Annotated in this window: 22 protein-coding genes; 7 read left to right on the forward strand and 15 right to left on the reverse strand. The window is 67.1% G+C overall.

Going from position 1 to position 26,010, the window contains the following annotated elements:
- Positions 1-57 precede the first annotated feature (57 nt).
- Positions 58-723: a UDP-N-acetylglucosamine pyrophosphorylase gene (locus tag ACH2A7_RS04195; RefSeq protein WP_394960387.1), complete on the forward strand. Its 666-nt coding sequence runs from the start codon at positions 58-60 to the stop codon at positions 721-723.
- Positions 724-746: 23 nt separating this feature from the next.
- Positions 747-2,093 carry a phosphoglucosamine mutase gene (gene glmM, locus ACH2A7_RS04200; protein ID WP_394960389.1) on the forward strand — a complete coding sequence of 449 codons (1,347 nt, stop codon included), beginning with the start codon at positions 747-749 and terminating at the stop codon, positions 2,091-2,093.
- Between the two features lie 75 nt (positions 2,094-2,168).
- Here glmM and ACH2A7_RS04205 read toward each other — a convergent pair whose 3' ends face one another.
- Positions 2,169-2,552, reverse strand: coding sequence for a GNAT family N-acetyltransferase (locus ACH2A7_RS04205; RefSeq protein ID WP_394960390.1), 384 nt, complete (start codon positions 2,550-2,552; stop codon positions 2,169-2,171).
- A 29-nt stretch (positions 2,553-2,581) separates the two neighbouring features.
- Positions 2,582-3,100 carry a DUF1836 domain-containing protein gene (locus ACH2A7_RS04210; RefSeq protein WP_394960392.1) on the reverse strand — a complete coding sequence of 173 codons (519 nt, stop codon included), beginning with the start codon at positions 3,098-3,100 and terminating at the stop codon, positions 2,582-2,584.
- A 139-nt stretch (positions 3,101-3,239) separates the two neighbouring features.
- Here ACH2A7_RS04210 and ACH2A7_RS04215 point away from each other — a divergent pair, with 139 nt between their 5' ends.
- Positions 3,240-4,526 (forward strand): chloride channel protein, encoded by a 1,287-nt coding sequence (locus tag ACH2A7_RS04215; RefSeq protein WP_394960394.1) that lies wholly within the window; start codon positions 3,240-3,242, stop codon positions 4,524-4,526.
- A gap of 49 nt (positions 4,527-4,575) precedes the next feature.
- Here ACH2A7_RS04215 and ACH2A7_RS04220 read toward each other — a convergent pair whose 3' ends face one another.
- From ACH2A7_RS04220 to rlmB, 10 genes are all read right to left on the reverse strand, one after another.
- Positions 4,576-4,809 carry a hypothetical protein gene (locus ACH2A7_RS04220; protein WP_394960396.1) on the reverse strand — a complete coding sequence of 78 codons (234 nt, stop codon included), beginning with the start codon at positions 4,807-4,809 and terminating at the stop codon, positions 4,576-4,578.
- A 13-nt stretch (positions 4,810-4,822) separates the two neighbouring features.
- Entirely contained in the window at positions 4,823-5,332 is a 510-nt protein-coding gene (locus tag ACH2A7_RS04225; protein WP_394960398.1) for a CarD family transcriptional regulator, read from the reverse strand.
- 243 nt (positions 5,333-5,575) lie between these two features.
- The gene (locus ACH2A7_RS04230; protein WP_394960400.1) at positions 5,576-7,072 is read right to left on the reverse strand and encodes a DUF6056 family protein; all 1,497 of its coding nucleotides are present in this window, start codon (positions 7,070-7,072) and stop codon (positions 5,576-5,578) included.
- Positions 7,073-7,076: 4 nt separating this feature from the next.
- The gene (gene ruvX, locus ACH2A7_RS04235; RefSeq protein ID WP_394960402.1) at positions 7,077-7,529 is read right to left on the reverse strand and encodes a Holliday junction resolvase RuvX; all 453 of its coding nucleotides are present in this window, start codon (positions 7,527-7,529) and stop codon (positions 7,077-7,079) included.
- Between the two features lie 85 nt (positions 7,530-7,614).
- On the reverse strand, positions 7,615-8,460 hold the full coding sequence (locus ACH2A7_RS04240) for a patatin family protein (RefSeq protein ID WP_394960404.1): 846 nt from the start codon (positions 8,458-8,460) through the stop codon (positions 7,615-7,617).
- A gap of 78 nt (positions 8,461-8,538) precedes the next feature.
- Complete coding sequence (gene lysS, locus ACH2A7_RS04245) at positions 8,539-10,527, reverse strand: lysine--tRNA ligase (RefSeq protein ID WP_394960406.1); 1,989 nt, start codon at positions 10,525-10,527, stop codon at positions 8,539-8,541.
- A gap of 137 nt (positions 10,528-10,664) precedes the next feature.
- Positions 10,665-11,150, reverse strand: a complete 486-nt coding sequence (gene greA / locus ACH2A7_RS04250; protein ID WP_394960408.1) for a transcription elongation factor GreA — start codon at positions 11,148-11,150, stop codon at positions 10,665-10,667.
- 380 nt (positions 11,151-11,530) lie between these two features.
- On the reverse strand, positions 11,531-13,615 hold the full coding sequence (locus ACH2A7_RS04255) for an elongation factor G (RefSeq protein ID WP_394960410.1): 2,085 nt from the start codon (positions 13,613-13,615) through the stop codon (positions 11,531-11,533).
- 237 nt (positions 13,616-13,852) lie between these two features.
- Complete coding sequence (locus ACH2A7_RS04260) at positions 13,853-16,726, reverse strand: hypothetical protein (RefSeq protein WP_394960412.1); 2,874 nt, start codon at positions 16,724-16,726, stop codon at positions 13,853-13,855.
- 34 nt (positions 16,727-16,760) lie between these two features.
- Positions 16,761-17,537, reverse strand: a complete 777-nt coding sequence (gene rlmB / locus ACH2A7_RS04265; RefSeq protein ID WP_394960414.1) for a 23S rRNA (guanosine(2251)-2'-O)-methyltransferase RlmB — start codon at positions 17,535-17,537, stop codon at positions 16,761-16,763.
- Between the two features lie 565 nt (positions 17,538-18,102).
- Here rlmB and ACH2A7_RS04270 point away from each other — a divergent pair.
- On the forward strand, positions 18,103-18,948 hold the full coding sequence (locus tag ACH2A7_RS04270) for a DNA-3-methyladenine glycosylase family protein (RefSeq protein WP_394960416.1): 846 nt from the start codon (positions 18,103-18,105) through the stop codon (positions 18,946-18,948).
- A 69-nt stretch (positions 18,949-19,017) separates the two neighbouring features.
- Positions 19,018-19,881: a class II fructose-1,6-bisphosphate aldolase gene (gene fba / locus ACH2A7_RS04275; RefSeq protein ID WP_394960418.1), complete on the forward strand. Its 864-nt coding sequence runs from the start codon at positions 19,018-19,020 to the stop codon at positions 19,879-19,881.
- Positions 19,882-19,987: 106 nt separating this feature from the next.
- On the opposite strand, the gene ACH2A7_RS04280 is transcribed toward fba, so the two are convergent.
- The 3 genes from ACH2A7_RS04280 to ACH2A7_RS04290 all read right to left on the reverse strand — a co-directional run bounded on the left by ACH2A7_RS04280 (position 19,988) and on the right by ACH2A7_RS04290 (position 24,484).
- Entirely contained in the window at positions 19,988-21,547 is a 1,560-nt protein-coding gene (locus ACH2A7_RS04280) for a M56 family metallopeptidase (protein ID WP_394960419.1), read from the reverse strand.
- Positions 21,540-21,911: a BlaI/MecI/CopY family transcriptional regulator gene (locus ACH2A7_RS04285; protein WP_394960421.1), complete on the reverse strand. Its 372-nt coding sequence runs from the start codon at positions 21,909-21,911 to the stop codon at positions 21,540-21,542. The genes ACH2A7_RS04280 and ACH2A7_RS04285 overlap by 8 nt, the downstream gene beginning before the upstream one ends.
- 293 nt (positions 21,912-22,204) lie before the next feature.
- A complete protein-coding gene (locus tag ACH2A7_RS04290; protein WP_394960423.1) occupies positions 22,205-24,484 on the reverse strand; it encodes a SpoIIE family protein phosphatase in 2,280 nt (759 codons plus the stop codon).
- Between the two features lie 367 nt (positions 24,485-24,851).
- Here ACH2A7_RS04290 and ACH2A7_RS04295 point away from each other — a divergent pair, with 367 nt between their 5' ends.
- A complete protein-coding gene (locus ACH2A7_RS04295) occupies positions 24,852-25,331 on the forward strand; it encodes a GNAT family N-acetyltransferase (RefSeq protein WP_394960425.1) in 480 nt (159 codons plus the stop codon).
- Between the two features lie 162 nt (positions 25,332-25,493).
- A complete protein-coding gene (locus ACH2A7_RS04300) occupies positions 25,494-25,874 on the forward strand; it encodes a NifB/NifX family molybdenum-iron cluster-binding protein (protein WP_394960427.1) in 381 nt (126 codons plus the stop codon).
- Positions 25,875-26,010 lie beyond the last annotated feature (136 nt).

Genomic DNA, 26,010 nt, shown 5'->3' on the forward strand with positions numbered 1-26,010 from the left:
TTGCCGCCGGTCTCATATAATGATGGATAGCAGAATCATTGGAAGGGAGCGTGCGCTATGCAATTTTGCCGCACCGAAGAACTGTTCGATCTCTCCCGCACCCTGGCCGCCCCCCTGTTTGAGGGCAAGGAGTGGCCCTGGCAGGTGCTGGACGAGCTGAAGGATTTTATCACCAGGCTGGGCGAGAGCCTGCCCGCCGCTGAATACGACCAGCCCCAGCCGGGGGTGTGGGTGGCAAAGACCGCCAAGGTGGCCCCCACCGCCCTGCTGGGCGCGCCCTGCATCATCGGCCCCGGGGCGGAGGTGCGCCACTGCGCCTTTATCCGGGGCAGCGCGCTGGTGGGCGCGGGCGCCGTGGTGGGCAACAGCGTGGAGCTGAAAAACTGCATCCTGTTCGACGGGGCGCAGGTGCCCCATTTCAACTATGTGGGCGACTCCATCCTGGGCTGCAAGGCCCATCTGGGGGCCGGCGCGGTGACCAGCAACCTGAAGAGCGACAAGAGCCTGGTGGTGGTGAAGAACGGCGACGAACAGGTGGCCACCGGCCGCAAAAAGCTGGGGGCCCTGGTGGGCGACGGCGCCGAGGTGGGCTGCAACAGCGTGCTGTGCCCGGGCGCGGTGCTGGGGCGCGGCTGCCAGGTGTATCCCACCAGCTGCGTGCGGGGCACCGTGCCCGCCGGGTATATCTACAAAGGGCCGGGCAAGCTGGCCAAACGGGTTTGACCCGCTGAAAGGAGACATTTCACATGGGCAGATTATTTGGCACCGACGGCGTGCGGGGCATTGCCGGCGAGGACATGACCTGCGAGCTCGCCATGAACATCGGCCGCGCGGCGGCCACCGTGCTCACCTACGGGCGACGGCGCCGCCCGCTGGTGGTGCTGGGCAAGGACACCCGCATCTCCAGCGATATGCTGGGCGCCGCGCTGGCCGCCGGCCTGTGCAGCGTGGGGGCGGACGTGATCGACCTGGGGGTGGTGCCCACCCCCGCCGTGGCCTACCTTGTGATGAAGTACAAGGCGGATGCGGGCGTGATGATCAGCGCCAGCCACAACCCCTTCCCCTTCAACGGCATCAAAATCTTCGGCGGCGAGGGCTTCAAGCTGCCGGACGATCTGGAGGACCAGATCGAGACCCTGATCGAGAAGAACCGCTTTTCCCTGGCCACCGGCGACAGCCTGGGTCAGATCAGCCACTGCACCACCGCCGTGCGGGACTATGTGGAGCACCTGAAGAGCAGCATCCCCACCTCGCTGGAGGGGATGAAGATCCTGGTGGACTGCGCCAACGGCTCCGCCTCGGCCACCGCCGGGCAGCTGTTCGCCCAGCTGGGGGCGGACGCCGAGATCCTGTCCGCCGCGCCGGACGGGGTGAACATCAACGAGAACTGCGGCTCCACCCACATGGAGGCGCTGTGCGAAAAGGTGCGCGCCACCCCCGGCGCTGTGGCGGGCGTGGCCTTTGACGGCGACGCCGACCGCTGCCTGTTCGTGGACGAAAAGGGCGAAGTGGTGGACGGCGACTTCATCATGGCCATCTGCGGGCTGGATATGCTGGAGCGGGGCAAACTGCGGCGGAACACCATCGTGGGCACCGTGCTCACCAACCTGGGCTTTGCCCGCTTCTGCGAGGCGAACGGCATGCACTTCGCCGCCACCAAGGTGGGCGACCGGTATGTGCTGGAGGAGATGGAACAGGAGGGCTACACCCTGGGCGGCGAGCAGAGCGGCCACATCATCTTCCGGGACTACGCCACCACCGGCGACGGCCAGCTCACGGCGCTGCAGCTGCTGTGCCTGCTCAAGCGCTGCCAAAAGCCCCTGTCGGAACTGGCACAGGTGATGACCCGGCTGCCGCAGGTGATGGAAAACGTGAAGGTGAGCGCTGCCGGCAAGCTGGAATTCTACAACAACGACGCCATCAAGGCCGCCATCCGCGCAAAGAAGGAGCAGCTGGGCGATACCGGCCGAGTGCTGGTGCGGGTGAGCGGCACCGAGCCGCTGATCCGGGTGATGGTGGAGGGCCAGGACGAGGCCCTCATCCAGGCCATCGCCACGGAGCTGGCCGAACTGGTGCGCAGCGAACTGGCCTGAAAACGTTCTCTCCATAGCAAAAGGCCCCCGGCCGTGCGTTTAAGCGCGGCCGGGGGCCTTCTTTTTCGCTTTGTCTCATCCTTCAGGGCGTATCTCAAAAGCGCGCAGGCTTGCGGTGCATCCGTTCTTTTCATAGAACTTCTCCGCCTGCGGCTGCGCCCCAAAGTAGAGCAGGGTGGGCGTGGTCCGCTTAGCAAGCCGGAGCAACGCCGAGCCGATGCCCTGCCCCTGATACCGGGGCAGCACCAGTACCTCGGGGATGGTGCCGAAAAAGCAGCCGTCTGTGAGGATGCGCAGGCAGCCCACCAGTTTCGTGCCGTCCCAGGCAGTGATGTTGATGGTGCGTTCGAGGGCGCGGCGGGTCTTTTCCACATCGTACTCCCCTGGCCAGACCTGCTGTGCAAGTTCGATGAACCGCTGCGCGCAAAGCGCTTTGTCGTCCACTCTGTATTCCAGCATTCCTTTTTCCTCCGCCGCGGGACGCCGCCTCACTCCGCCCGGTCTTCGAACACCAGCCGCTTTTGCAGGTACACCTTGCTGGCAAAGGCCCGGGCCGCATGGATCACCACCAGCCGGTCGTCATCGTTCACCGGCGCGGGGGCCTCGCCGGCGGCCGCCTGCTGCAGCGCGGTCTCCAGCTGGTCGCAGAAATAATCGTAGGCCCGCTGCATCTCGCACACCTCGGCCTGCATCCGGATCATCCGGGCCACCTCCTGAATGCTCAGCACCTGTTTGAGGGCGCAGATCACCAGCAGCTGCGCCACATGGGTGCGGCCGTACTTTTTGTTGGCCGGCGGAGCCATCACCTTCTGCTTGACATAGTTGTTCACCATGGCCTTGGTGAGCACCTTTTCCTCCCCCGGCGGGCACAGCGGGGCAAACACCTCATTCAGATACCCGGTGACCTGGTCCATATACAGCGCGATACCGGGCAGCTGCTCCCACCGGGGGCAGCGGAACTGCATCATCTGCGCCGCCTGCTCGCTGTTTTGAAAGCCCTGTTTCATCGTGTCAGTTCCTCTCCTGTTGGTTTTTTATACGACGTCTACATTATAGCACATTTTCCCGGTTTTGAAAGGCCGGGCTTGACGGCTTGACGGGCTGTGTTATGATAAGAAAGGTCTTTTTTATGGAGGAGAGGGATTTATGCGTGTAAAAGAACGGCTGCTGCGGCAGTGGGAACTGGGGCTCGAGCCCTATTCAAAAACATTTTTGATGTGGCTGGTGTGCGCGGGCATCGCCGGCGTGGCCTGCGGCGCGGTGGGCGCGGCCTTTTTCCACCTGGTGCGCTGGGCCACCGGCATGCGCCAGGCGAACCCCTGGCTTTTGTACCTGCTGCCGGTGGGCGGCCTTGTGATCGTGTTCGTCTACCGGGCCTGCCGCATGGGCACCGAGCGGGGCACCAACGCGGTGCTGGAGAGCGCCCAGCAGGGCAGGCGCGCGCCGCTGCGGCTGACGCCGCTCATCATCATGGCCACCTTCATCACCCATCTTTTGGGCGGCAGCGCGGGCCGTGAGGGCGCGGCGCTGCAGATCGGCGGCAGCATGGGCGGCTGGCTGGGCGAAAAGCTGCGGCTGGACAGCCGCAGCCAGCGGGTGATGGTGCTGGCGGGCATGAGCGCGGTGTTCAGCGCCCTGTTTGGCACCCCGCTCACGGCGGCGGTGTTCAGCATCGAGGTGATCTGCGTGGGGGTGGTGTACCACTCGGCGCTGCTGCCCTGCGCCCTGGCCAGCCTCGTCTCCTACGGCACCGCCGTGGCGCTGGGCACGGTGCCCGAGCATTTTGCGGTGCGCGGCGCGGCGGCCTTGAGCTTTGACAATTCCTGGCGGGCGCTGCTGCTGGGGGTGGGCTGCGGGGCGCTGGGCATCCTGTTCTGCGTGGCCATGCACACCGCCAGCCATCTCTATCAGACAAAGCTGAAGAACCAGTATCTGCGCATCCTGGTGGGCAGCGCCCTCATCATCCTGTTCACCCTGGCGGTGGGCAGCCGGGCCTACAACGGCGCGGGCATGGACGTGGTGGAGGCCGCCATCACCGAGGGGCAGCTGGTGCATCCGGCGGCCTTCCTGTTCAAACTGATCCTCACCGCCATCACCCTGGGCTGCGGCTTCCGGGGCGGCGAGATCGTGCCCACCTTCTTTGTGGGTTCCACCTTCGGGTGCCTGGTGGGCCCGCTGCTGGGGCTGGACCCGGGCCTTGCCGCGGCGCTGGCGCTGGTGGCCACCTTCTGCGCGGTGACCAACTGCCCCATCGCCAGCATCCTGCTGGGGGTGGAGCTGTTCGGCGCCGAACCGCTGCTGCTTTATCTGCTGGTGTGCGCGGTGAGTTACCTGCTCAGCGGCAACTACAGCCTCTACTCCAGCCAGATGACCCTGGGTTCCAAACTCACCAATCCCCCGCCGGAAATGCCGGTGGAATCCTTCTGCCACTGAAATCGAAAAGAGCCTTCCCCGCACAGGGAAGGCTCTTTTTTTGCCTGCTTCACAGGCCGGTCTCCTTGCCGCAGTGGGGGCAATACTTGCCCACGTCCCGGCCCAGGTGCGCCCCGCAGTGGGGGCAGCGGATGAACACGACCCAGATGACCGCGGTCACACAGCCAGCCCCCAAAAGCAGGGCCAGCAGCACGGTGTTTTCAAAGCGCAGGAACAGCACCAGCAGCAACAGCGTCACGGCCGCGCAGGCCCACAGGACCTGCATTGCTTTTTTCAGACCCATCGTTTCCCCTTTCTTATTGCGCGGCGGGCTCCAGCGTTTGCAGGATGTGATCCTTTACCTTATCCTTGGGCATTTCCAGCGCCAGGGAAAGTTCCTCGTAGAGCAGTTCCTCCGCCCGCTTCATAAACTGCTGGTCGGTCTTGCCCAGTTTTTTGCCCCGGGCGGCGGCCTGTCTGCCCTTCTGGTAGACGGCCTTGATGATCTTCACCAGCGATTCGCACTGATAGGTGTGCAAAAGGCCCCGGTAGTGTTCCGCCAGGGTGCGCTGGTCGGTGCCGTCGCAGCAGCCCGGTTCGATCTCAGGCATGCGGCGGATCAGGTCCCGCGCCTCTTCTCCGCTGATGACAGGGCGCATGAACACCTTGGTGTCCACAGGGGTGTACACCGTGCCACTGCCGAACACCGGCGTCAGCGTATAGTACATGGCCTGCCCGCCGCCCTCCAGCTGGGGTTTCATGGAGACCCCCTCCACCCGGCAGATGCCGGAATTTCCGTACACGATCAGACTTCCCGTTTCAAACATCTCTGTCCTCCATCTTTCGCCCAGGCGCCGCCGCGCCGCTGCCGTCTGTATCCGTCAAACCGAACTTCTTTCGCTGACCCGATCCGCTCGAGGTCTCACCGTGAATACTATGCTATTATTATAGCACGTTTGGAGGGCTTTGGGTAAGTCAAAGATCAAATTCCGCCGTTTTTTGCGCGCAGATGCGCAAAAACACGGGGGCCGGTACCGGTCCCCGTGTTTTTCTCCGATTTTCTCCGGGTCTTAATCCTGGATCAGTTCTTTTCCGTAGTACCGCGCCATCTCCTGCTGGCGGTCATCCACATACAAAAGGGCGGGCCTGGTGGGATACTCTTCCAGCCGGACCTGCTCCACCGCGGGGTCCTTCAACAGTTCCAGCCTGCGCTGGAACGCGGCGTGATAAGCCGCGGCCTCGCCGCTGCGCAGCGAGAACACCGCCTCCAGGCTGGTGAAGGAGTAGACCGGTTCCTGGTCGCTCAGGTGGGTGTTGCCGACCATCAACGCCATCAGGGCGAACACGCCCGCAATGCAGACCGAGTACAGTACCGGCACCGTTTTGGTCGGCACGCCGACGTCTTGCTCTGTCCGGGAACGGCGGTCCCGGGCCGCCAGCCAGCCCACAAGGTAGCACCAGTCCACCATCCACAGCAGGATAAAACCGTAAAAGATGATGTCGTACATCCGCTTGGGCCCGAAGGACAGCTCGGTGTACGCGCTGGGGCAATACATCGCGCCATACAGCGCCGCCGAGCCGATCCAGACGAGGCCGGGCAGCGGAAAGGAAAAGCGGCTCCTGCGCGCCGCGTGCCAGCACACGGGGGCCAGCAGCGCCATCACCAGCAGTACCGGAAGCCCCAGCCAGCGGCTCGCCTCGGAGAACATAAACCGAAGGGCCAGCCGCAGCGCCAGCAGCGCGTCCGGCTGCCAGGCGTAATTGTCCAGCCGCGCGTTGTTGCCCGGCGCCAGCAGGCAGGCGGCGAAGCTTGCGGCAAACGCCGCCGCGGGCAGCAGCATCCACCGCAGGGCGGGATGCTTTTTGAGCGCGAGCCCCGCCAGCAGCCCGGCCAGCACCAGCGCGCTCACCAGCCCGGACACGAAATTGCCGCCGCCCTGCACCACGGCCAGCAACGTGCAGACGGCCGTCAGCGCCCCGCGGCGGGCGGACGTGCGCGCCAGCACCAGCCGGATGAGCAGGCCGTACAGCGCCAGGCTCAACGCGTACATAAATGTGTAATACACCGAACCGTTGTACCAGTAAAAGGACTGGGCCGCGTCGGGGACCAGTTCGATCTGGAGCATCAGCGTGAGAAAGGCCGCGATCAGGGCGGCGGGCCGGCTCACACCGAACACCTTTTCAAACAGGGTACAGAAAAAAAAGGCGGTGCCGGCGCACAGGGCGGACAGCATGATCCAGGGCACAAGGGCATACCAGCCCTCGCCAAAGGTCAAGGGGCCCAGGCTCATGAGCAACAGCCCGGAAAAGGTGCCCTGGGCCACGCGGTACAGGCGGGCGACCTGGGCGAACGCCGCGCCCAGCACCGCCAGCAGCGAGTGGGTGTCCTTCCAGGCGGCGGTGATATCCAGGGCGAAGTTGAAGTCATCGTAACAGGGCACATCGTAACGGCCCAGCCAGAGCAACGGCGCCACCAGTACCGCCAGCGCCGCGCCCAGCAGGATGCAGGCTGTTTTTTCCGAGACCCGCAGCTTCAGCAGCCGGCCCCAAAGGCTCTGTTTTTGCACCGTGTCACCTCTCCGCGGTCGGCGCGCCCGCGGCGCTGTCCGGGTGGTTCTTTCGCCAGGCAAGGAAACTGTCCAGGATGACGGCGGCGCTCACCGCGTCCAGCTTGCCCTTGCGCTTTTTGCCAAAGGTGCCCGCCTCGGAAAGCTGGGCCGCGGCGGTGACGGTGGTGCGGCGCTCGTCCCAAAAGACGATGGGCACCTTCGCCCCCAGCTCCACCAGGGCCGCCATCTTGCGGGTCTTTTCCGCCCGGGCGCCCTCGGTGCCGTCCATATTTTTGGGCAGGCCGATGACGATCATCCCCACGTCGTATTCCCGGCTGGCATAGATGATCTTTTCCGCCACCTTGGCCATGCTCTTCTCCTCGATCTGCCCAATGGGGCTGGACAAAAATTCCGTGCGGTCGCACACCGCGAGGCCGGTGCGGGCGTCGCCGTAGTCCACTGCCATGATTTTCATGCTCGGTCCATTCCTCTCTTTTCCGCGGCAGATCTGCCGCCTGATCCCATCGCGGCCCGTTGGCCCGCCTCCTGCGGGAGGGCGCTCACCGCCGGGCGAGATACGCCCGCAGCGCCGGCAGGCAGGCCTTTCCGTCCGCAAGGCCCAGGTCGTAGACCTGCTGCAATTTGTCCGGGTCGGTCTCGATGCGGCTGATGGGCGTTTTGCGGGAGGGGCGCACCACAAAGGCACGCCCTTCAGCCTGCCAGCGCTCCAGTTCCTCCAGCGCCCGGTTGTAATCGTCGTGGCGGCGGGCCAGCCGCCGGGCCAGGGCGGGGCTGCGCATCCCCAGCAGCCGCAGCAGCGCCGGGTTCATGGGCGTTTTCCGGTAGCCCTCTTCCCGGGTGAGCACCACGATGAGTTTGTCGTACCCCTGGGCGGACATCCATCGGAAGGGAATGCTGTCGGAGACGCCGCCGTCCAGGTATCGCCGCCCGTCCAGCAGCACCGGCCGGGAGACGAAGGGCATGGAACCGGAGGCCCGCAGCGCGTCCATCTGCTCAAAAACGCTTGTCACCCGGATGTACCGCGGCAGGCCGGTGTCCACGTCGGTGACCACCGCGTAAAAGGGCACGCCGCTTTTTTGAAAAGCGTCGTCGTCGAAGGGGTCCAGCTTGCGGGGCACCAGGTCGTAGGCGTAGCGGGTGCTGAACAGGTTGCCCTCCCTCAGCAGCGGCCGCAGGCCCATGTAGTTTTTGTCCCGGTTATAGCGCTTGTTGTAGCGGATCGCCCGCCCCGCCTGGCCGGAGAGATAGTTCACCCCGAACAGCGCCCCGGCGGAGACGCCCACCACCCCGTCGGCGTGCACGCCGGCAGCCAGGAACACGTCCAGCACGCCGGCGGTGAACATGCCGCGCATGGCGCCGCCCTCCAGCACAAGGCCGGTCTTCATGGCTCTCCTCCTCCTTTGGCCGCGGCCCGGTGCCGCGGCCCGCGTGAAAAGGGCGCCCCGTGAGGCGCCCTTTGTGTTTTAGTAGAGCTTCGCGCCCGCGGGGATGTGGGGATCCACCATCAACAGGTGGAGCTTCTCCTCCCCTTCCTCCTGGTGGACGGCGCTGATCAGCATGCCACAGGAGTCGATGCCCATCATCTTGCGGGGGGACAGGTTGACGATGGCGATGGCCGTCTTGCCCACCAGTTCCTCCGGCTCGTAGTACTCATGGATGCCGCTGAGGATGACCCGGTCGGTGCCGGTGCCGTCGTCCAGCACGAACTTGAGCAGCTTCTTGCTCTTAGGCACCGCGGTGCACTCCTTGATCTTCACCGCCCGGAAGTCGGACTTGGAGAAGGTTTCAAAATCCACGAACTCGGTGAACAGCGGCTCGATCTCCACCTTGGAGAAGTCGATGGGCGCGCTCTCGGCAGCGGGCGCCGCGGCGGGGGCCGCTGCGGCAGGCGCGTCCGCCTTCGGGGCGCTCTGGGGCTTGTCCAGCGGCTTCATGGTGGGGAAGAGGATGACGTCCCGCACCGAGGCGCTGCCGGTGAGCAGCATGACGCACCGGTCGATGCCCATGCCCATGCCGCCCGTGGGAGGCATGCCGTACTCCATGGCGGTGAGGAAATCCTCATCCATCATCTCGGTCTCCTCGTCGCCCCGCTCCCGCTGCTCCACCTGCTTTTCGAAGCGCTGGCGCTGGTCGATGGGATCGTTGAGCTCGGAGTAGGCGTTTGCCAGCTCGCTGCGGCAGATGAACAGCTCGAACCGCTCGGTGAGGCGGGGGTCCGCCGGGCTGCGCTTGGTGAGCGGCGAGACCTCCACCGGATACATGGTGATAAAGGTGGGCTGCACCAGCTGGCCTTCCACCTTCTGATCGAAGCAGGCGTACAGCGCGTTGCCCCAGGTCTTTTCGGCGGCGTCCGCCAGTTCCACGCCGATGGCCTTCGCGGCGGCCACCGCCTCGGCGTCGTTGGTGATGGCGCCAAAGTCCACACCGGCGTACTCCCGCACCGCGTCCACCATGGTCAGGCGGCGCCAGCCGGGGGTCAGGTCCACCTTCTCGCCCAGCCATTCCACCTGGTAGGTGCCCAGGATCTCCTTGGCCGCGCCGGAGAGGATGTCCTCGGCGATGTCCATCATGGTGTGGAAGTCGGCGTAGGCCTGGTAGAGTTCCACGGTGGTGAACTCGGGGTTGTGCTTGGGGTCCATGCCCTCGTTGCGGAAGATGCGCCCGATCTCGTACACCCGGTCGATGCCGCCGATGATGAGCCGCTTGAGGGGCAGCTCGGTGGCAATGCGCATGTACATGTCGATGTCCAGGGTGTTGTGATGGGTGATGAAGGGGCGGGCCGCCGCGCCGCCGGCGATGGTGTTCAGCACCGGGGTCTCCACTTCCATATAATCCCGCTGGTCCAGATAGCTGCGCATGAAGCGGATGAACCGGCTGCGCACCTCAAAGGTACGGCGCACCTCGGGGTTGACGATCAAGTCCACATACCGCTGGCGATAGCGGGTCTCCTGGTCCTTCAGGCCGTGGAACTTCTCCGGCAGGGGCAGAAGGCTCTTGGAGAGCAGCACCACCTGGGTAGCATGGACGCTGATCTCCCCCATCTTGGTGCGGAACACATAGCCCCGCACGCCCACGATGTCACCGATGTCATACTTTTTGAACTCCTGGTAGGCATCGGCGCCCACGTCGTCCCGCTTGACATACATCTGGATGTTGCCGGTGGTGTCCCGCAGATCGGCAAAGCTGGCCTTGCCCATCACCCGCTTGCTCATGATGCGGCCCGCCATGCACACCTGGCGGTGCTGCTCCGGCGCGGCGTCCTCCGGCAGGTCCTGGAAGCTGGCCTTCACCTCGGCGGCAAAGTCCGCCTGGGGCCACTTGGTGATCTGGAAGGGGTCCTTGCCCGCCTGCTGCAGTTCCGCCAGCTTCTGCCGGCGGATCGCCACCAGTTCGCTGTACTCCTGCTGGGTCATCTCCCCGGCGTCCGCGGGGGTCTGGTTCGTCTGTGCCATTCTATTCTCTCCTTTGCGGTATAAAACGGCCGCCGGTGCGGCCCTTGTCTACAGTAAGGCTTATTATAACACAAAAACAGGTGCCGTGGCACCTGTTTTTGCAGAATTTCCTTGTGTTTTGCGGCCAAAAACCACGTTTACAGGGCGGAGCGGGTGATCTCCACCACCTTGAAGGCCACCGTGGCCCCATTGGGCAGGGTGATCTCGGCGGTCTCGCCCGCCTTTTTGCCCAGCAGGCCCGCGCCCACCGGGCTCTCGTCGCTGATCTTGCCGTTCAGCGGGTCCGCCTCGGTGGAGCCGGTGATGTCGTACTCCTCCACCTCGCCGTCCTCGTCCTCGATCTTCACATGGGTGCCCACCGACACCTGCTCCAGCGAGAGCTCGTCGTTGTCGATGACCCGGGCGTGTTTGAGCATCGCCTCCAGCTGGGCGATGCGGCTCTCGATGAAGCCCTGCTCGTTCTTCGCCTCGTCGTACTCGCTGTTTTCCGACAGATCGCCGAAGCCGCGGGCCACCTTGATCTTCTCGGCAACGTCCTTGCGGCGGACCGTCTTCAGTTCCTCCAGCTCGCTTTCCAGCGCCTCCAGACCGGCGCGGGTCATCACAATTTCCTTCATGCTCATGGCTTTGATTGCTCCCTAACGATAATGTTTTCGCACCGACGTGCGTTTTGAGTCTCAGGATGGCAGCGCGCCACCACGCCGCAGGCCCAAAAAAAAGGGCGCTGCAATGCGCGCATCCTAATTTTGAAAGTATAGCTGATTTCACCGCGACTGTCAAGATTGGGCGATTGTTTTCAGCTATTTCGCCAAAAAGGGCGCTTCTTTTTTGTGCCGCGAAAACGCCCCGCCGGCCGTCGATGGGCCCTTTGGCGCCTGCTTTGTTCAGTGTATGCGGCTGCCGGGCGTTTTATGCCGCCCGCGGCACAAAGGCACACGGCCCCGCCGCCGGCAGGGCCGTGTGCTCGCTTTGCTTTTGTTTGCGGCCGGGCGAAAGCGGAAGGTCACTCCTCGTCCTCGGCGCCATTGCCCAGCTTCTTCGCCTCCTCGATGACCTTGTCCTCCAGGTTGGAGGGCAGCGGCTCATAGCGCACGAAATCCAGGGTGAAGTGGCCCCGGCCCTGGGTGAGCTGCCGCATGAAGGTGGTGAAATCCTGCATCTCGGCCAGCGGCACCTCCGCCTCCACCACCTGCAGGCCATCCTCGTCGGGGGTCATGCCCAGCACGCGGCCCCGGCGCTTGGTCACCTCGCCCATGATGTCGCCGGTGTTGTCGCCGGGCACATGGGCGCGCAGGGTGCCGAAGGGCTCCAAAATCACCGGGCCGGCCTCGGGCAGGGCGGCCTTGTAGGCCAGTTTCGCGGCCATGATGAAGGCCATCTCACTGGAGTCCACCGGGTGATAGCTGCCGTCCAGCAGGGTGGCCTTCAGGCCCACCACCGGATAGCCGGCCAGCACGCCGTGCTTGGCGGCCTGGCGCAGGCCCTTTTCCACCGCGGGGAAGTAGTTTTTGGGCACGCTGCCGCCGAACACCTTCTCCTCGAACACCAGTTCCTCGCTGTCGCAGGGTTCAAACTCGATCCACACGTCGCCGAACTGGCCGTGGCCGCCGGTCTGCTTCTTGTGGCGGCCCTGGGCCTTGCACTTCTTGCGCACCGACTCCCGGTAGGCCACCCGGGGCGGCGTGAGCTCCACATCCACGCCGAACTTGGCCTTCAGCTTGGCCACCACGGCGTCCAGATGCTGCTCGCCCAGGCCGGAGATGATCTGCTGGCCGGTCTCGGCGTCCACACGGTAGGCCAGGGTGCGGTCCTCCTCCATCAGGCGGGCCAGCGCCGCGCCGATCTTGCCCTCGTCGCCCTTCTTGGTCACCCGAACCGCCATGGACAGGGTGGGGTTGGGGAAGACGGGGTCGGGCAGCGCCGCCACCCGGGCGGGATCGCACAGGGTGTCGCCGGTCTGGGCGGCGGAGAGCTTGGTCACCGCGCCGATATCGCCGGCGGTGATGGAATCCACATCGGTCTGTTTTTTGCCCCGCATGTTCAGCAGCTTGCCGAAGCGCTCGGCCTCGCCGGTGCGGGCGTTCACCAGGCTGGACGTGCCGGTGAGGGTGCCGGAGAGCACCTTCACATAACTCAGCTTGCCCACGAAGGGGTCGGCCACCGTGCGGAAGACGTAGGCCGCCACCGGGGCCGCGGGGTCGCATGCCAGTTCCACCTCGTCGCCGGCGGCGGTGCGGGCCACGGGGGCGGGCACCTCGGCGGGGCTGGGCAGCAGCACCTTGAGGTTATACAGCAACATGTCCAGCGCCTGCAGGTTGACGGCGCTGCCACAGAACACGGGGGTGATCATGCCGCTCTTGCAGCCCTTGGCCAGGCCCTCCACGATCTCCTCGGTGGTGAACGCCTCGCCGGAGAAGAACTTCTCCATCAGGGCGTCGTCGGTCTCGGCCACGGCCTCGCTCATGGCCTCCACCAGGCCGTCCAGCCGGTGACCCATGTCGGGCAGGGGCACCTGGACCTGCTTGCCGCCCTCATACTTGAAGGCTTTCTGGCTGAACAGGTTCACATAGATCACCGTGCCGTCCTCCTGGCGGGTGGGCACCACGCAGGGGCACACCGAGGGGCCGAACTTGGTCTTGAGTTCCTCCAGGATCTTGTAGAAGTTGGCGTTCTCCAGGTCCGTCTTGCTGACGAACACCACCCTGCTGCGGCCCATCTTCTCGGCCAGGCGGTAAGCCTTTTCGGCGCCAACGGTCACACCCGAACGGGCCGAAACGGTGATGAGCACGCTGCCGGCGGCCCGGATGCCCTCGTACTGGCCCAGTTCAAAGTCGAACAGGCCGGGGGCGTCCAGGAAATTCAGCTTGACGTCCTCGTACTCCACGGGGACGACCGCCAGGTTCAGCGACGCGTGGCGCTTTGCCTCTTCGGGGTCAAAGTCGCTCACGGTGTTGCCGTCTTCCACGCGGCCCATGCGCTCCAGCGCGCCGGTGGTGTACAGCAGCGCTTCCACCAGAGTGGTCTTGCCGCAGCCGGCGTGGCCGGCCACCAGAATGTTTCGGATGTTCGTGTTGGCGTAGTTCTTCATTCTAAATAACCCTCTCTTCTACCGCGTGTTTTGCAAAGGTAATGCGGCGGTAGCAACCTATACAAAATTTTAGCATAGTTTATACATTTTTTAAAGAACAATTCCCTGTAAAAGCGGGGGAAGCGCCGCACAAAATCCGCCGAAAGCTTTGTCTATTTTGCCTATTGACGGGCGGTAAACGCGCCGCAAAAGCGACAAAAATCCCCGCCGGGGGCTGCCCGGCGGGGGAACAAGAAATCAATATTTTTTCAGCAGCGGCATGGCCAGCGTCAGCACCGCCCAGGCGGCCTGGTAGAGCACCAGCGCCGGCAGGCCCAGCGCGCCGATGCCGCCGGTGAAGGCCAGCAGCAGCGCCAGCAGGCAGCTGATGGCCACCCCCGCCGCCTGCACCAGGCTTGCCACCCGCTCGCCCCAGGCCGCGCCCGCGGCGGCCCGCAGGCCGCCCACGAAGGAGGCAAAACTGCCCATGTGGGTCATGCAGCCCTCGGTGGTCTCGGCGTAGGCGGTGTGGGGGGCCAGCAGCCGGCGCTCGGCGCCGGTGAGCACCTTGACGCTGTCGGCCGGCAGGCCGTAGAGCACCGCCAGCCCCTCGCCCGTGAGGTTGAAGTCGTCGCTCTGCACCAGCAGCGAGACGCCCTGGCGCCGCAGGTCGGCCAGGGTGGCCGCCACCTGGGCGTTGGCCTTGTAGCTCACCAGGAACATGGCGAACAGCCGCCCGCTCACCGCCAGATAGATGGGCAGGCGCTTGCCCTTGGTGTAGCGGTTTTCATAGTCCAGGCTGGGGATCTCCAGCCCCTGCTGCTGCATGAAGGCCCGGTTGCCCACGATGACCCGGTTGTTGTTCACCCAGGCGGTGAAGCCGTAGCCGGGCAGGTTCTCCAGGTTCTCCACCTTGAACAGCATCTCGGTCTTGCCTTGGATGATGGTCATGAACACATCCCGCAGGGTGTCGCACCCTTCGATGAGCACCGAGGCGGCGTAGAGGATGGCCAGGTCGATGCGCTGCTTGTCGAAGGTCTTGATGCCGTGCAGCCGCACGCTGGCGCTGGGCAGCAGGTCCCGGGCGCCCACCACCACCATGTTGGCGCGGCCCAGCTGCTCCATGGCGGACGCGCCGGGGATGACCGCCCCCACCTGGACGGCGCTCTTCTGCGCCAGCAGGCTGGGCAGCGCGCTCAGCAGGGTGGCCGCCAGCGGCGCGCCCAGGCACAGCGCCCCCGCCAGGGCGTTGACGGCGGCCAGGCCGCCGTGGCCGGCGAAGAGGCTCACCAGGGCGCTCAGCAGCGCCGCGCCCAGCAAAAGCCAGCTCAGCTTCTGGGCCAGGCCGTCGCTGGCGCGCCGGGAAAAGCTCTGGCGCAAAAAGCCCTTGACCAGCGAGGTGGGCCGGTTCACCAGCAGGCAGGGCTCCGGTTCCCCCAGGCCCTGCGCCAGCCGGGCGGTGAGCTCGGCGTCCTGCAGGGGCACCGCCGCCGTGTGTTCGCTGCCGGCGCTGGCCATGCGGAAGTTGCGCACCACCACGCCCTGCATCACAAAGCGCCCGAAAGCGTTGAGGCACAGCAGCAGGGCCGCGGGCGCCACGAAAAGGGTGAGTTTGTCCGATTCAAACCGGTCGGCCCCCGCCAGCAGCACCACCAGCTGCACCAGCGCGCCCAGGGCCGCCAGGGCGGGGACGGTGTCGGCGCTGGGCCGCGCCCAGATGCCGGGGATGCCCGCGGCGAACACCCGCCAGTTGACGGCGCACACCGCCAGCAGACCGATCAGCTGCACCGCCAGCCAGGCGGCGGGGGCGGTGGCCGGGTCAAGGGGCCCCACGGGGGGCAGCGGACTGCCCTCCACCGCCAGGCCCAGATAGAGCAGCACCGCCGTCACCAGACCGGTGACCACCGTGCGCAGCGCCAGCCGGCGGCGCATCCCGTCCAGGTCCGCCTGCACCGCGCCGGCGTCGGCGGGATCCTCGTAATCGTCGATGTATTCCGGTTCCTCCGGCTCGTCAAACACCGCGTCGGCGGGCGCTTCGCCCCCGAACAGCCTGGGCAGCAGGCCGCGGCGGGCGGCGGGTTCCTCCTCCTCCTCGGCGGGGGCTTCCTCCGGCTCCTCCTCAAAGCGGATGCTGCCGGCGGCCGCCTCCAGATCGTCCAGCGGGCGGGTGGGCTCCTCCGGCCCCTCCAGTTCGATGACGCCGGTGTCGCCGCCCCTGGCGGCAGGTTCCACCGGACGGGTGGGCTCGCCGTTCACCGGCAGCGCCACCGGTTCCTCCTCCGGCCGGGGGGCGGGGTGGGTGTTGGGGATCATCAGGGTGGGCTCGTCCACCCGGACCTCCCCGGTCTCCCCCAGCTCCTCGTCCTCTTCTTCAAAGCCGGCGTCGTCCTTGTGGCGCAGGAAGCGGGCGAAAAAGCCCGGGTGCTGCTCCGGCTCCTCGTCGGGGATGACCGCCACGCTCTCGCTGAAGAATTTCTGGAACTCGGCGTCGAACTGCATCGTCTCGCTGATGGTGCCGGTGAAATGGGCCGGGTCCGCCGTGACGGCGGCGGGCTCCGCCACCGTCTGCTGCACCTGCCGCAGCACCTCGTCCGCGCCGTCCGCGTCCCGCCGGCGGGCAGCGGACGCCTCCTCGGCGCCCCGCGCCGCCGGGCGCTGGATGTGCCGGGCGCGCCGCTCCTCCTTCGCGGGGGCCTGCTCCGCGGCGGCCGGCTTCTCCGCGGGCGCGGGGGCGCTGCGGACCGGCTGCGGCGCGGCCTGTTGTTCGGGGGCCTGCTGCCGGGCGGGCTCCTGCGCGGGGGCGGGAGCCTGTTTTTCCGGGCTCCGGCGCGGGGCGCCCCCCTGTTCCCGGGGGGGCCGGCGGCGGGGAGGCTCGTTGACGGGAGCGCCCGCCGCGGGCTGCCGGGCCGGCGGCGGGGCCGCGGCCGTTTGTTCCCCGGGGGCCCCTGCCTGTTCCGTCGGCTTGGCGCGGGCCGCCTCCCTGTTCACGGGCGGCAGGGGGATGCGGTCGCCCAGGCCCAGGTCGGCCAGGATCTCATCCACCGCCTGATCGCTGGCCGGCTCCGCCGCCCGCTGCTGCTTGAGTGTTTCCAAAATCTCGTCCACCGAGCTGGAAAATTTGTTGTCTGGCACCTTCGATCCCTCCATGCCATATGGGCGTATGTGTTCAGCGGCGCTGCCGGGCGATCTCGTACAGGATGATGCCCGCCGCCACCGAGACGTTGAAGCTGTCCACCCCGGTGCCGCGCCCGGCCATCGAGAGGCGCACCGCGCCGTCGCACAGCTTGCGCACCAGCGGGCTCACCCCTTTTCCCTCGCTGCCCAGCACCAGCGCCACCGGGCCGGTGAGGTCCGCCTGTTCCAGGGGCTGACCGTCCAGGTCAGCGCAGTAGACGAACACTCCCTGTTCCTTCAGGCGGCGGATGCTCTCGCCGATGTTGGCCACCCGGGCCACCGGCAGGCGGGCCGCAGCGCCGGCGCTGCTTTTGAGCACCGTGGGGGTCACGGCCGCGCCGCCCCGCTTGGGAATGACCACCCCATGCGCGCCGCACAGCAGCGCCGAGCGGATGATCGCCCCCAGGTTGTGCGGGTCTTCCACGCCGTCGGCCAGCACCAGGAAGGGAGGCTCCCCCTTCTGGCGGGCGGCGGCCAGCAGATCGTCCAGGGCCGCGTAGGAGATGGAGGAGGCGTAGGCCGCCACCCCCTGATGGCTGTCGGTGCCGCAGGTGAGGCGCAGCTTGTTGGGGTGCACCCGCTTGACCACCGCGCCCGCCTGCCTGGCCAGGGCGGTGTAGTAGGACGCCACCGCCTCCGGCAGGCTCTCGCTGAGCAGCACGGTGTCCACGCCGGCGCCGCTTTTCAGCAGTTCCGTCACCGGGTTCTTGCCGTATACCAGGCTCTGTTCGGGCCCGCCGTTCTCGTGTTTATCGGGGCTGTTGCGCATAGTGTCTCCTTTTTTGAACCGGCGGCCTGCGCCGCCTTGCTTGCCGTATCCATATACACAGAAAAGTATACCACCCTGCCGCGGCTTTTGCCAGTGTTTGACACAAAGTTTCGCCCCGTTTCGACCCCGCCCCTGCGCCGGCGGGCGTTCCCCGGCGGGATTTTTGGCATTCTGGCAAAAATTTATTCCGAATCTTTGGCAGTAGACGGCCGCGCCCCGCTTTTGTAAAGACGGTTATACACTTGGTAATGGCGTCTTGGGCTTTCCACATGTTGAAAACTCTGTGGAAAATGTTAAAAAACGGCCTGTCCGGGGCACTTTTTCCACAGCGAGGCAGGTTTTCAACCCGGTTTTCCACAGCGTTGTTGAAAGTTTTTCTGTAAACAAGGGGTTATAAACGGCCTGTCAATATTGGAATTTCGACGGTTTTTACAGGGATTTTGCCCCTTTTTTCTCTTAATTTACTGCGTCGAAACGCGCCCCGCAGCGGCGGCGCGGCTCTTGACTTTGCCGCCCCGGGCCGCTATTGTACAGACAGAAGATTTCGCTTTTGAAAGGAGACGCCATGCTGCTGTTTGAAGAGACCGGCGGGCTGGATCTGGACGCCACCCTGCGCTGCGGCCAGACCTTTTTGTGGCGGCCGCTGGAGGGCGGCGGCTGGGCCGGCACGGCCGCCGGGCGGGCGGTGACCGCCCGCATGGAGGGAAAGGCGCTGGTGCTGGAGGGGGCGGATGAGGCGGACCGGGCCTTCTGGGAGCGCTACTTCGCCCTGGACCTGGACTACCCCGCCCTGCTGGGGCGCTTTTGCGCCGGCAGCAAGCGCCTGGCGGCCTGCGTGGAGCACAGCCCGGGCATCCGGGTGCTGCGCCAGCCCTTTTTTGAGACGCTGTGCTGCTTTATCATCAGCCAGAACAACAACATCCCCCGCATCACCGCCATCACCGGCCGACTGTGCGAGGGGCTGGGCGCGCCGCTGGGCGGCGGCCTGCACGCCTTTCCCGCCCCGGAGGTGCTGGCCGCCCTCCGGCCGGAGGATCTTGCCTTTCTGCGGGCGGGCTGGCGGGCGGAATATCTCATCGACGCGGCCCGCTGGGTCGCCTTGGGGCTTGTGAGCGAGGCGGCGCTCACAAGCCTGCCCGACGCCGAGGCCCGGGCGCTGCTGATGACCGTGAAAGGGGTGGGCCCCAAGGTGGCGGACTGTGTGCTGCTCTACAGCCTCTCCCGCTGGAGCGTGGTGCCCATGGACGTGTGGATGAAGCGGGCGATGGCGCGCCTTTTCCCCCGGGGCGCGCCGGTGTGCTGCCGGCCGTACCAGGGCATCGCCCAGCAGTTCATCTTCGACTACGCTCGGGATGTTCTCCCCCGGAAGACAGCGGACAAAAAAACGACAAAACCCCGCCGGAACGATTGATTTTGTCCGTCCGATGGGGTATACTGTTTGAGGAATTTCATCCCATCCAAACGATCGGAGGTCATAAATATGTTAGTGAATGCCACTGAAATGCTCCAGAAGGCCCGGGACGGCCACTACGCCGTGGGTCAGTTCAACATCAACAATCTGGAATGGACCAAGGCCGTCCTGCTCACCGCGCAGGAGATGAACAGCCCTGTGATCTTGGGCGTTTCCGAGGGCGCGGGCAAATACATGACCGGCTACAAGACCGTGGCCGCCATGGTCAAGGCCATGGTGGAGACCCTGAACATCACCGTGCCGGTGGCCCTGCATCTGGACCACGGCAGCTACGAGGGCGCCAAGGCCTGCCTGGAGGCCGGGTTCTCCAGCATCATGTTCGACGGCAGCCACTACCCCATCGACGAGAACGTGGCCAAGACCACCGAGCTGGTGAAGCTGGCGCACTCCATGGGTGTTTCGGTGGAGGCCGAGGTGGGCTCCATCGGCGGCGAGGAGGACGGCGTGATCGGCGCCGGCGAGGTGGCCGACCCCGCCGAGTGCAAGCGCATCGCCGACCTGGGCATCGATTTCCTGGCCGCGGGCATCGGCAACATCCACGGCAAGTACCCCGCCAACTGGAAGGGCCTGGACTTTGACGCGCTGGACAAGATCCACCAGGCCACCGGCGGCATCCCCCTGGTGCTGCACGGCGGCACCGGCATCCCCGCCGACATGATCAAGAAGGCCATCAGCCTGGGCGTGTCCAAGATCAACGTGAACACCGAGTGCCAGCTGAGCTTCGCCGCCGCCACCCGCGAATACATCGAGGCCGGCAAGGACCAGCAGGGCAAGGGCTACGACCCCCGCAAGCTGCTGCTGCCCGGCTTTGAGGCCATCAAGGCCACCGTCAAGGAGAAGATGGAACTGTTCGGCAGCGTGAACAAGGCGTAAGCGCCCCTTCCCCTTTGCCATTGAACCGAAAAAGGCCGCCCCCACCGGGGCGGTCTTTTTTCGTGTCTGCCGGGGCCGCGTTTGCCGGTTTCCCTCCGGGCGGCGGTCAGGCGTCGGGGAAGTAGTCGCGCAGGTCCAGCAGCGCGCCGTCCTGGCGGACCTCCGTATGACACTGCACGCCGGTGGTGTCTCCGGTGGTGCCCACCGTGCCGATCTGCCAGCCCTGCTCCACCACATCCCCTTCGGCCACGTCAATGCTATCCAGGTGGGCGTAAAGGGTGGAAAGGCCATTCCCGTGGTCGATCTCCACCACGTTGCCGTAGCTGTAATGGAACTGAGCCATGGTCACGGTGCCCGACGCCATGGCCAGCACTTCGCTGCCTTTGGGGGCCATCAGATCCGCCCCCTTATGGTAGTCGCTCTTCCAGCGGCTAACGCCGGTGTAGTCCGGCACCGGCCAGATAAACTCCTCCGTTTGCTGCGCGCCGTCTGCCTGCGCAGTGCTCTGAGAGACGGGCGGCTGCGCGCTGTCCGCTGCGGCCGCGCTCTGGGAGGCGGGCGGCTGCGAAGCCGAGTCCGGCGCATCCTGCTCCTGTGAGGAGGACATGCCTGCCAGCGGCTGGGGCGAGGCGCTGCTCACCGGGGCGGACACCGGGGCGTCAGAGGCCGAAAGGCCCGCCGCCGCGCAGGCGGTGAGGCAGAGGGCGGCGGCCAGCGCCGCCGCCACCCCGGCGGTGAACCGGCGGCCGGGGGTCGCCGGGTGCAGCAGGGCAGTCAAACGGGCCTTCAGTTCCTTTTTGCTGCCGCCCAGGCCCGCCGCGCCGGCGGGTAGAGGGCAACTTTGGGCCGCGTCCAGCAACAGAAGGCCGTAGGCGCGGCGGGCGGCTTCGTCCAGGCCGGCGGCGGCCTGCGCGTCGCAGGCGTACTCACAGGCCCGGCTCCAGCGGGCCGCATGGAAAGCACACAGAGGATCGAACCAGTGCAGCCGGCAGCACCAGCGCACCAGCGCCTTGACCCACAGATCGCCCCGGCTCAGATGGGCCGCCTCGTGGCGCAGGGCCAGTTCCAGCCGCCCCAGTTCCATGGCGGCGGGCAGGTAGAGCACCGGACGCACAAGGCCGGTCATCACCGGGCCGGCAAGGCCGGGGCAGGCCCGCAGCCGGGGCGCGCGGAGCACGCCCGACCGGGCGCACACCTCCCCCCACAGCGCCGTCTGTTCCTCCCCCGCGGGGGTGGAGAGGCGCTCCAGCCCCCGGACAAAGCGCAGATACCGCCCCCACTGCCAGAGGGTGCAGAACACCGCGCCTGCCGCCCACACCCAGGGCAGCGCCGCCAGTGCAAGGGCCACCGGGTCCGGCGCGGGAGCCGCCGCGTGCATCGGGCTCAGCGCCGCCGGGGCGGCGCTTTGGGCGGCGCGGGCGGCCGTGTTCAGCGCCCGGCCCACCGGGGCCAGGGGCGCGGCCACCGGAGCGGGCCTCGCCGCGAAGAGCAGCGCCAGCACCGGCCCCACCGGCACCAAAAAGAAGGGAAAGGCCGCCGCCAGCGCCCGGGCCCGGGCGGCGGGCCGCAGCTTGTTCAGCAGCGGCGAGAGGGCCAGGCAGGCCAGCACCGCCAGCGCCCCCGCTGCCGAGAGGGGCAGCACCCATGCGTAAAACAGTTCATTCATGGCCCTTCGCCTCCTCGTCCAGCCAGGCCCGCAGTTCCGCCAGTTCCCCGGCAGAGAGGCCCTTGCCGTCGTACAGCGCCGCAACCATGCTTTTGACGCTGCCGCTGTAATACCGGCCCAGCACTTCTCGGGCCGCCTCGGCCCGGTAGGCGTCGGCGCTCACCAGCGCCCGGTAGACGTTCTGTTTGCCCCGTTTTTCCACCGCCAGGGCCCCCTTGTTCACCATCCGGGCCAGAAAGGTGAGCAGGGTGGAGGGCTTCCAGCCCTTCTCCGCCAGCCGCTCGGTGAGCCGCGCCGCCGTGACCGGCGCGTCCAGCTCCCAGACTTTTTCCATGATCTCCAGTTCCGCGTCGGACAGTTTCATTTTCTTCGCCTCCATCTTCTACATCTTGTCGACGATTTAATACTACATCATGTAGAAGATAAATGCAACCCCCGGACCGCTCTTTTCACAGTTTTTTCAAGGGGCGCGGCGCGGAGCGAACGGCACGCCGCGCCCCTTGGCCGCAACCCGGCGGTCCACGGCCAGGGCGGCAGGCAGCGCGGCGGAGCAGGCACGGGGCGGCGGGGCAAGCCGGTCTCTCTCGCCGGGCAGAGCAAAGCGCCCCTCCGGGCCCGCAAGGGTCCCGGAGGGGCGCTTTGTTGTGAAAGCCGCGGTCACACCGCCTTTTCCAGCGCCAGCACCGCCACGGTGATGTCGTCCGGGCGGGCGCTGCAGCTGGCCCGGCCTTTGGCCATGTCCGCCAGAATGCGGGCGATCTCGGCGGGGGTGCTGCCCATGGCGGCGCAGAGTTCCAGCTGCTGGCAGATCCAGCCGGGGCCGTCCACCAGCGCCCCGTCGCTCACCAGCACCACCAGTTCCTTCTCATGCAGGGTCAGGGTGTGCTGCGCGCCCACCACGCTGCTCAGGATGCCCACCGGCAGGCCGGCGGCCTCCACCGGTTCCGCCTTGCCGCCCCGCACCAGGAAGGTGGGGCAGGCCCCCGCCTTGTACAGGCTGGCCCGCCCGGTGTAGAGGTCCACACTCACCAGGTCCAGGGTGGCGGCGCTCTCCTCGTCGCTCTTGAGGGACAGCGCCACATTCACCAGCCGCGCGGCGCTCTCGGCGCAAAAGCCCGCTTTCAGCAGCTTTGCGGCCAGGGTGCAGGCCAGAGTGCCGTCGATGGCGGCGGGCTTGCCCACCCCCATGCCGTCGCAGAGCAGCAGGTGGGCGTTGCCAAAGGCGTCGCAGAACTGCTGCACCGCGTCGCCGCAGGCCTCCTCCCGGGCGGGATAGGCCGCCAGGCCGAACACCGGGTCATACACCGCTTTTTCGGTGAGGGTAAGGGTGGTGATCGGGCCGGCGTGGTCCACCCCGAAGGGCGCCAGCGCCCGGTGACAGATACCGGCGGCCTCCTTGGAAAGTTCCGCCAGTTCCTCGTGGGAGAAGGCGGTGCGGTTGACGCTCACCGTGCCCCGCAGCCGTCCGGATGCATCATAGCCCAGCTGCACCTCCAGCGGCTCCAGCCCCAGGGAGGCGAACAGCGCCGACAGCCGGGCGGTCTTGCCCTCGTCGGGGGCGACGGTCTGCCCCAGCTGGCCCGCCATCTGCCCCAGGGCCTGCGCCATGGCGGTGTACTGCTCGGTGAGGGCGCTGCGCATCGCCTGCGCCCTCACCCGGCTCTCCCGCCGGCTGCGGTAAAGGGTATAGGCTCGCCCCGCCGCGCTGCACAGTTCCACCGGATGCACACAGCGGCAGAACTGGCCCGGCAGCTGCTCCAGCGCCGCCCGGCCCTGCTGCTCCAGAATGGGCTTGAGGCGCAGAAAGCCGTCCACCGTGTCGGAGTAATTCTCCACCCAGCAGCGCTCTCGCTGGCCGCAGCCCCGGCAGAGTTCCTCCGCCACATGATCCATCACCCAGTTGTAGCTCTCCCCTTTTTTGGGCAGGGTCTTGTAAACGCTGTCCACCGTGTCGGCGATGCCGGTGAGGGCCCGGGCCACATGCTCCAGCTGCCCCACGGCGCTCGCCACCCGGGGCCGCGCCGCGCTCTCCGCCGCCTGCTCGGCCTGGCCGGGCAGCGCCGCCAGCCAGCGGCGGGGCAGGGCGAAGAAGGCCGCCTCGGCCAGGGCCGCGCTGGCCAGAAAGCCCAGCAGCGCCGCGGGTGCGGGCGCGGCCAGGCTGCACAGCACCGCCGTGCCCAGGAACACCGCGCCGCTGCCCATCCGCTCGCCGGGGGTGAAGAAGGCGGCGGCAAGGCAGCCCGCCGTCACCCCGAGTCCGGCAAAGGCCAAGTCCGGATCGGCGGCGGCCAGCATCACCGCCCCCACCGCGCACAGGGCGGCGCAGTCCCGCACACGCCCCCGATAGGCCAGCCACAGCCCCGCCGCCGCCAGCACCGTCACCCCTGGCTCCAGGGGGCCTGCGGGCAGGGCGCAGAGGGCGGGCAATGCCAGCATCGCCAACGGAAAGGCCTGTCCCGCCAGAGGCTGTGACAGGCGGGGCCGGGTGCGGGCCGTCTTGACCAGGGCAAAGCCGGCCGCCCCGGCCAGCAGCGCAGCTCCCAGGGTGGCAAAGGCCGCCGCCGGGGTGGACAGCCCCGCCATGGACAGCATCAGCTGCACCAGCAACAGGGTGCCGCAGCCGGCGGCGGCCGCCGGCCAGAATACGGTGCGGAAGAGCCAGCGCCCGGCCAGCGCGGAGGCCAGCGCCGCCAGCCAGCGCAGACTGTCCACCGGGTCCAGCAGGGCCAGATACCCCAGTGCCGCCCCCGCTGCGGCGCTTTGCAGCCAGCTTTGCCCCGCCCCCAGCACCAGGGCCAGGCCGAAGGGGTGCAGCCCGCCGAAAACGCCCCCCGCCGCCAGGGCGAAGCCGCTGCCTCCCGCCGCCAGCTGCCACAGGACCGGGCCCGCCTGCTCCAGCCGCCGGCGCAGGCGCAGGGCGCGCAAGTGTTCGTTCATCTTCTTCCACCTCGTTTTTCGTCCTTTTTGGTTGTCAGCGCGGCGGCGGCCCGTGTCCCTATGTACGGCGGGCCGCCGCGACTGCTGTGGTACCACCGGCGGGCGTCTGCCGCCGGCATTCGTCCCCAGTATAGCCCCCGCTCCCTCCGCTTTTTGCCGCAGCCCGTCGCAAGCGCAAAATGCGGCAAAACTTCCCCTTTCCCCCGTTTTTCGGCCGCCCGCACATTCCCCGTTTTTGCCCTCTCGCCCGCCGCTTCCCGCCCCGCTCTTTGCCGCACCCGTCCGGGCCGGGGACGGGTGCTTACCGGCCTTCGTTTGCCTTTCGTCCGCCGACGTGGTATACTTCCGCCAGAGAGGAGGAGGCGCCATGGCATTGTGTCTTCGCCCCGCCGGCGGGCGGGACGCGGCGGTCATCGCCGCCATTTACGATTCGAATCCCGACTTTCTCGCCCACCACCTCGGGCGCAGCCGGGTGGACGAAGCCTTTCTCCGCGCCGAACTGGAGGAGATGGCCCGGGCGGGCTTTGCCTCCTTCCTGATCACCGAGGGAACGGGCGGCCCCGTGGTGGCCGCGGCAGATGTGCGGGGCGGCGAGACCGCCTATCTCTCGCTGCTCATTCTGGCCCGCGCCGCCCAGGGCCGGGGGCTGGGGCAGCGGTGCGCCGCCCTGCTGGAGGAACATCTGCGCTCCGGCGGCAGCCGTCGGGTGCGCATCGACGTGGTGGACGGCCATCCCGGCAGTCCCCTGCCCTTCTGGCAGCGGCTGGGCTACGCCGGCAGCCAGCGGGTGAACCTCACCTGGGGTGGCAAGACCAGTTCCGCCCGGGTGCTGTACAAAACGCTGTGAGCCTTGCGGGGCATGTCGTCTTCCGCACCTGCGGGGACGGCCTTCCCCGCTGTCCGGGGCAAGGGCCCGTGCCCTTCCCTTGACTTTTTCCGCCCCGGGGGCCATAATGGGAGCAAAACAGGGCGGCCGGACGGGCCGCCCTTCCAAAGGAGCATTGGATCTATGAAAATCGCGATTCCCTACGAGGCGGGCCAGGTCTTTCAGCATTTCGGCCACAGCGCCGCCTTCATGATCTACGAGGCAGAAGCGGGCAAGGTGACGGGCAGCGCCCTGCTGCCCGCGAACGGCAGCGGCCACGGGGCGCTGGCGGGGCTGCTGGCGGCAAACGGCGTGGACGCGCTGATCTGCGGCGGCATCGGCGGCGGGGCCCGCACCGCTCTGGCCGCGGCGGGCATCACGGTATATCCCGGCGTGACCGGCAGCGCCGACGCCGCGGCGGCCGCTTTGGCGGCGGGCACCCTGTCCTTTGACCCGAACGCCGCCTGCGCCCATCACGAAGGTCACGGCGAGGGCCACACCTGCGGCGGCCACTGCGGCGGTTGAGGCGCTCACTTTTGTCCGCCGGCATCCCCGTGCCCCGGCACGGCGGAAAACCGGCACAGCCCGGACCGACCATTCCCTTTACAGCGCAAAAAGAGGCTCCCGCCGCGATGCGGCGGGAGCCTCTTTTGGCCATGGT

The organism is Candidatus Allofournierella merdavium (assembly GCF_944382735.1).
Taxonomy (GTDB): domain Bacteria; phylum Bacillota; class Clostridia; order Oscillospirales; family Ruminococcaceae; genus Allofournierella_A; species Allofournierella_A merdavium.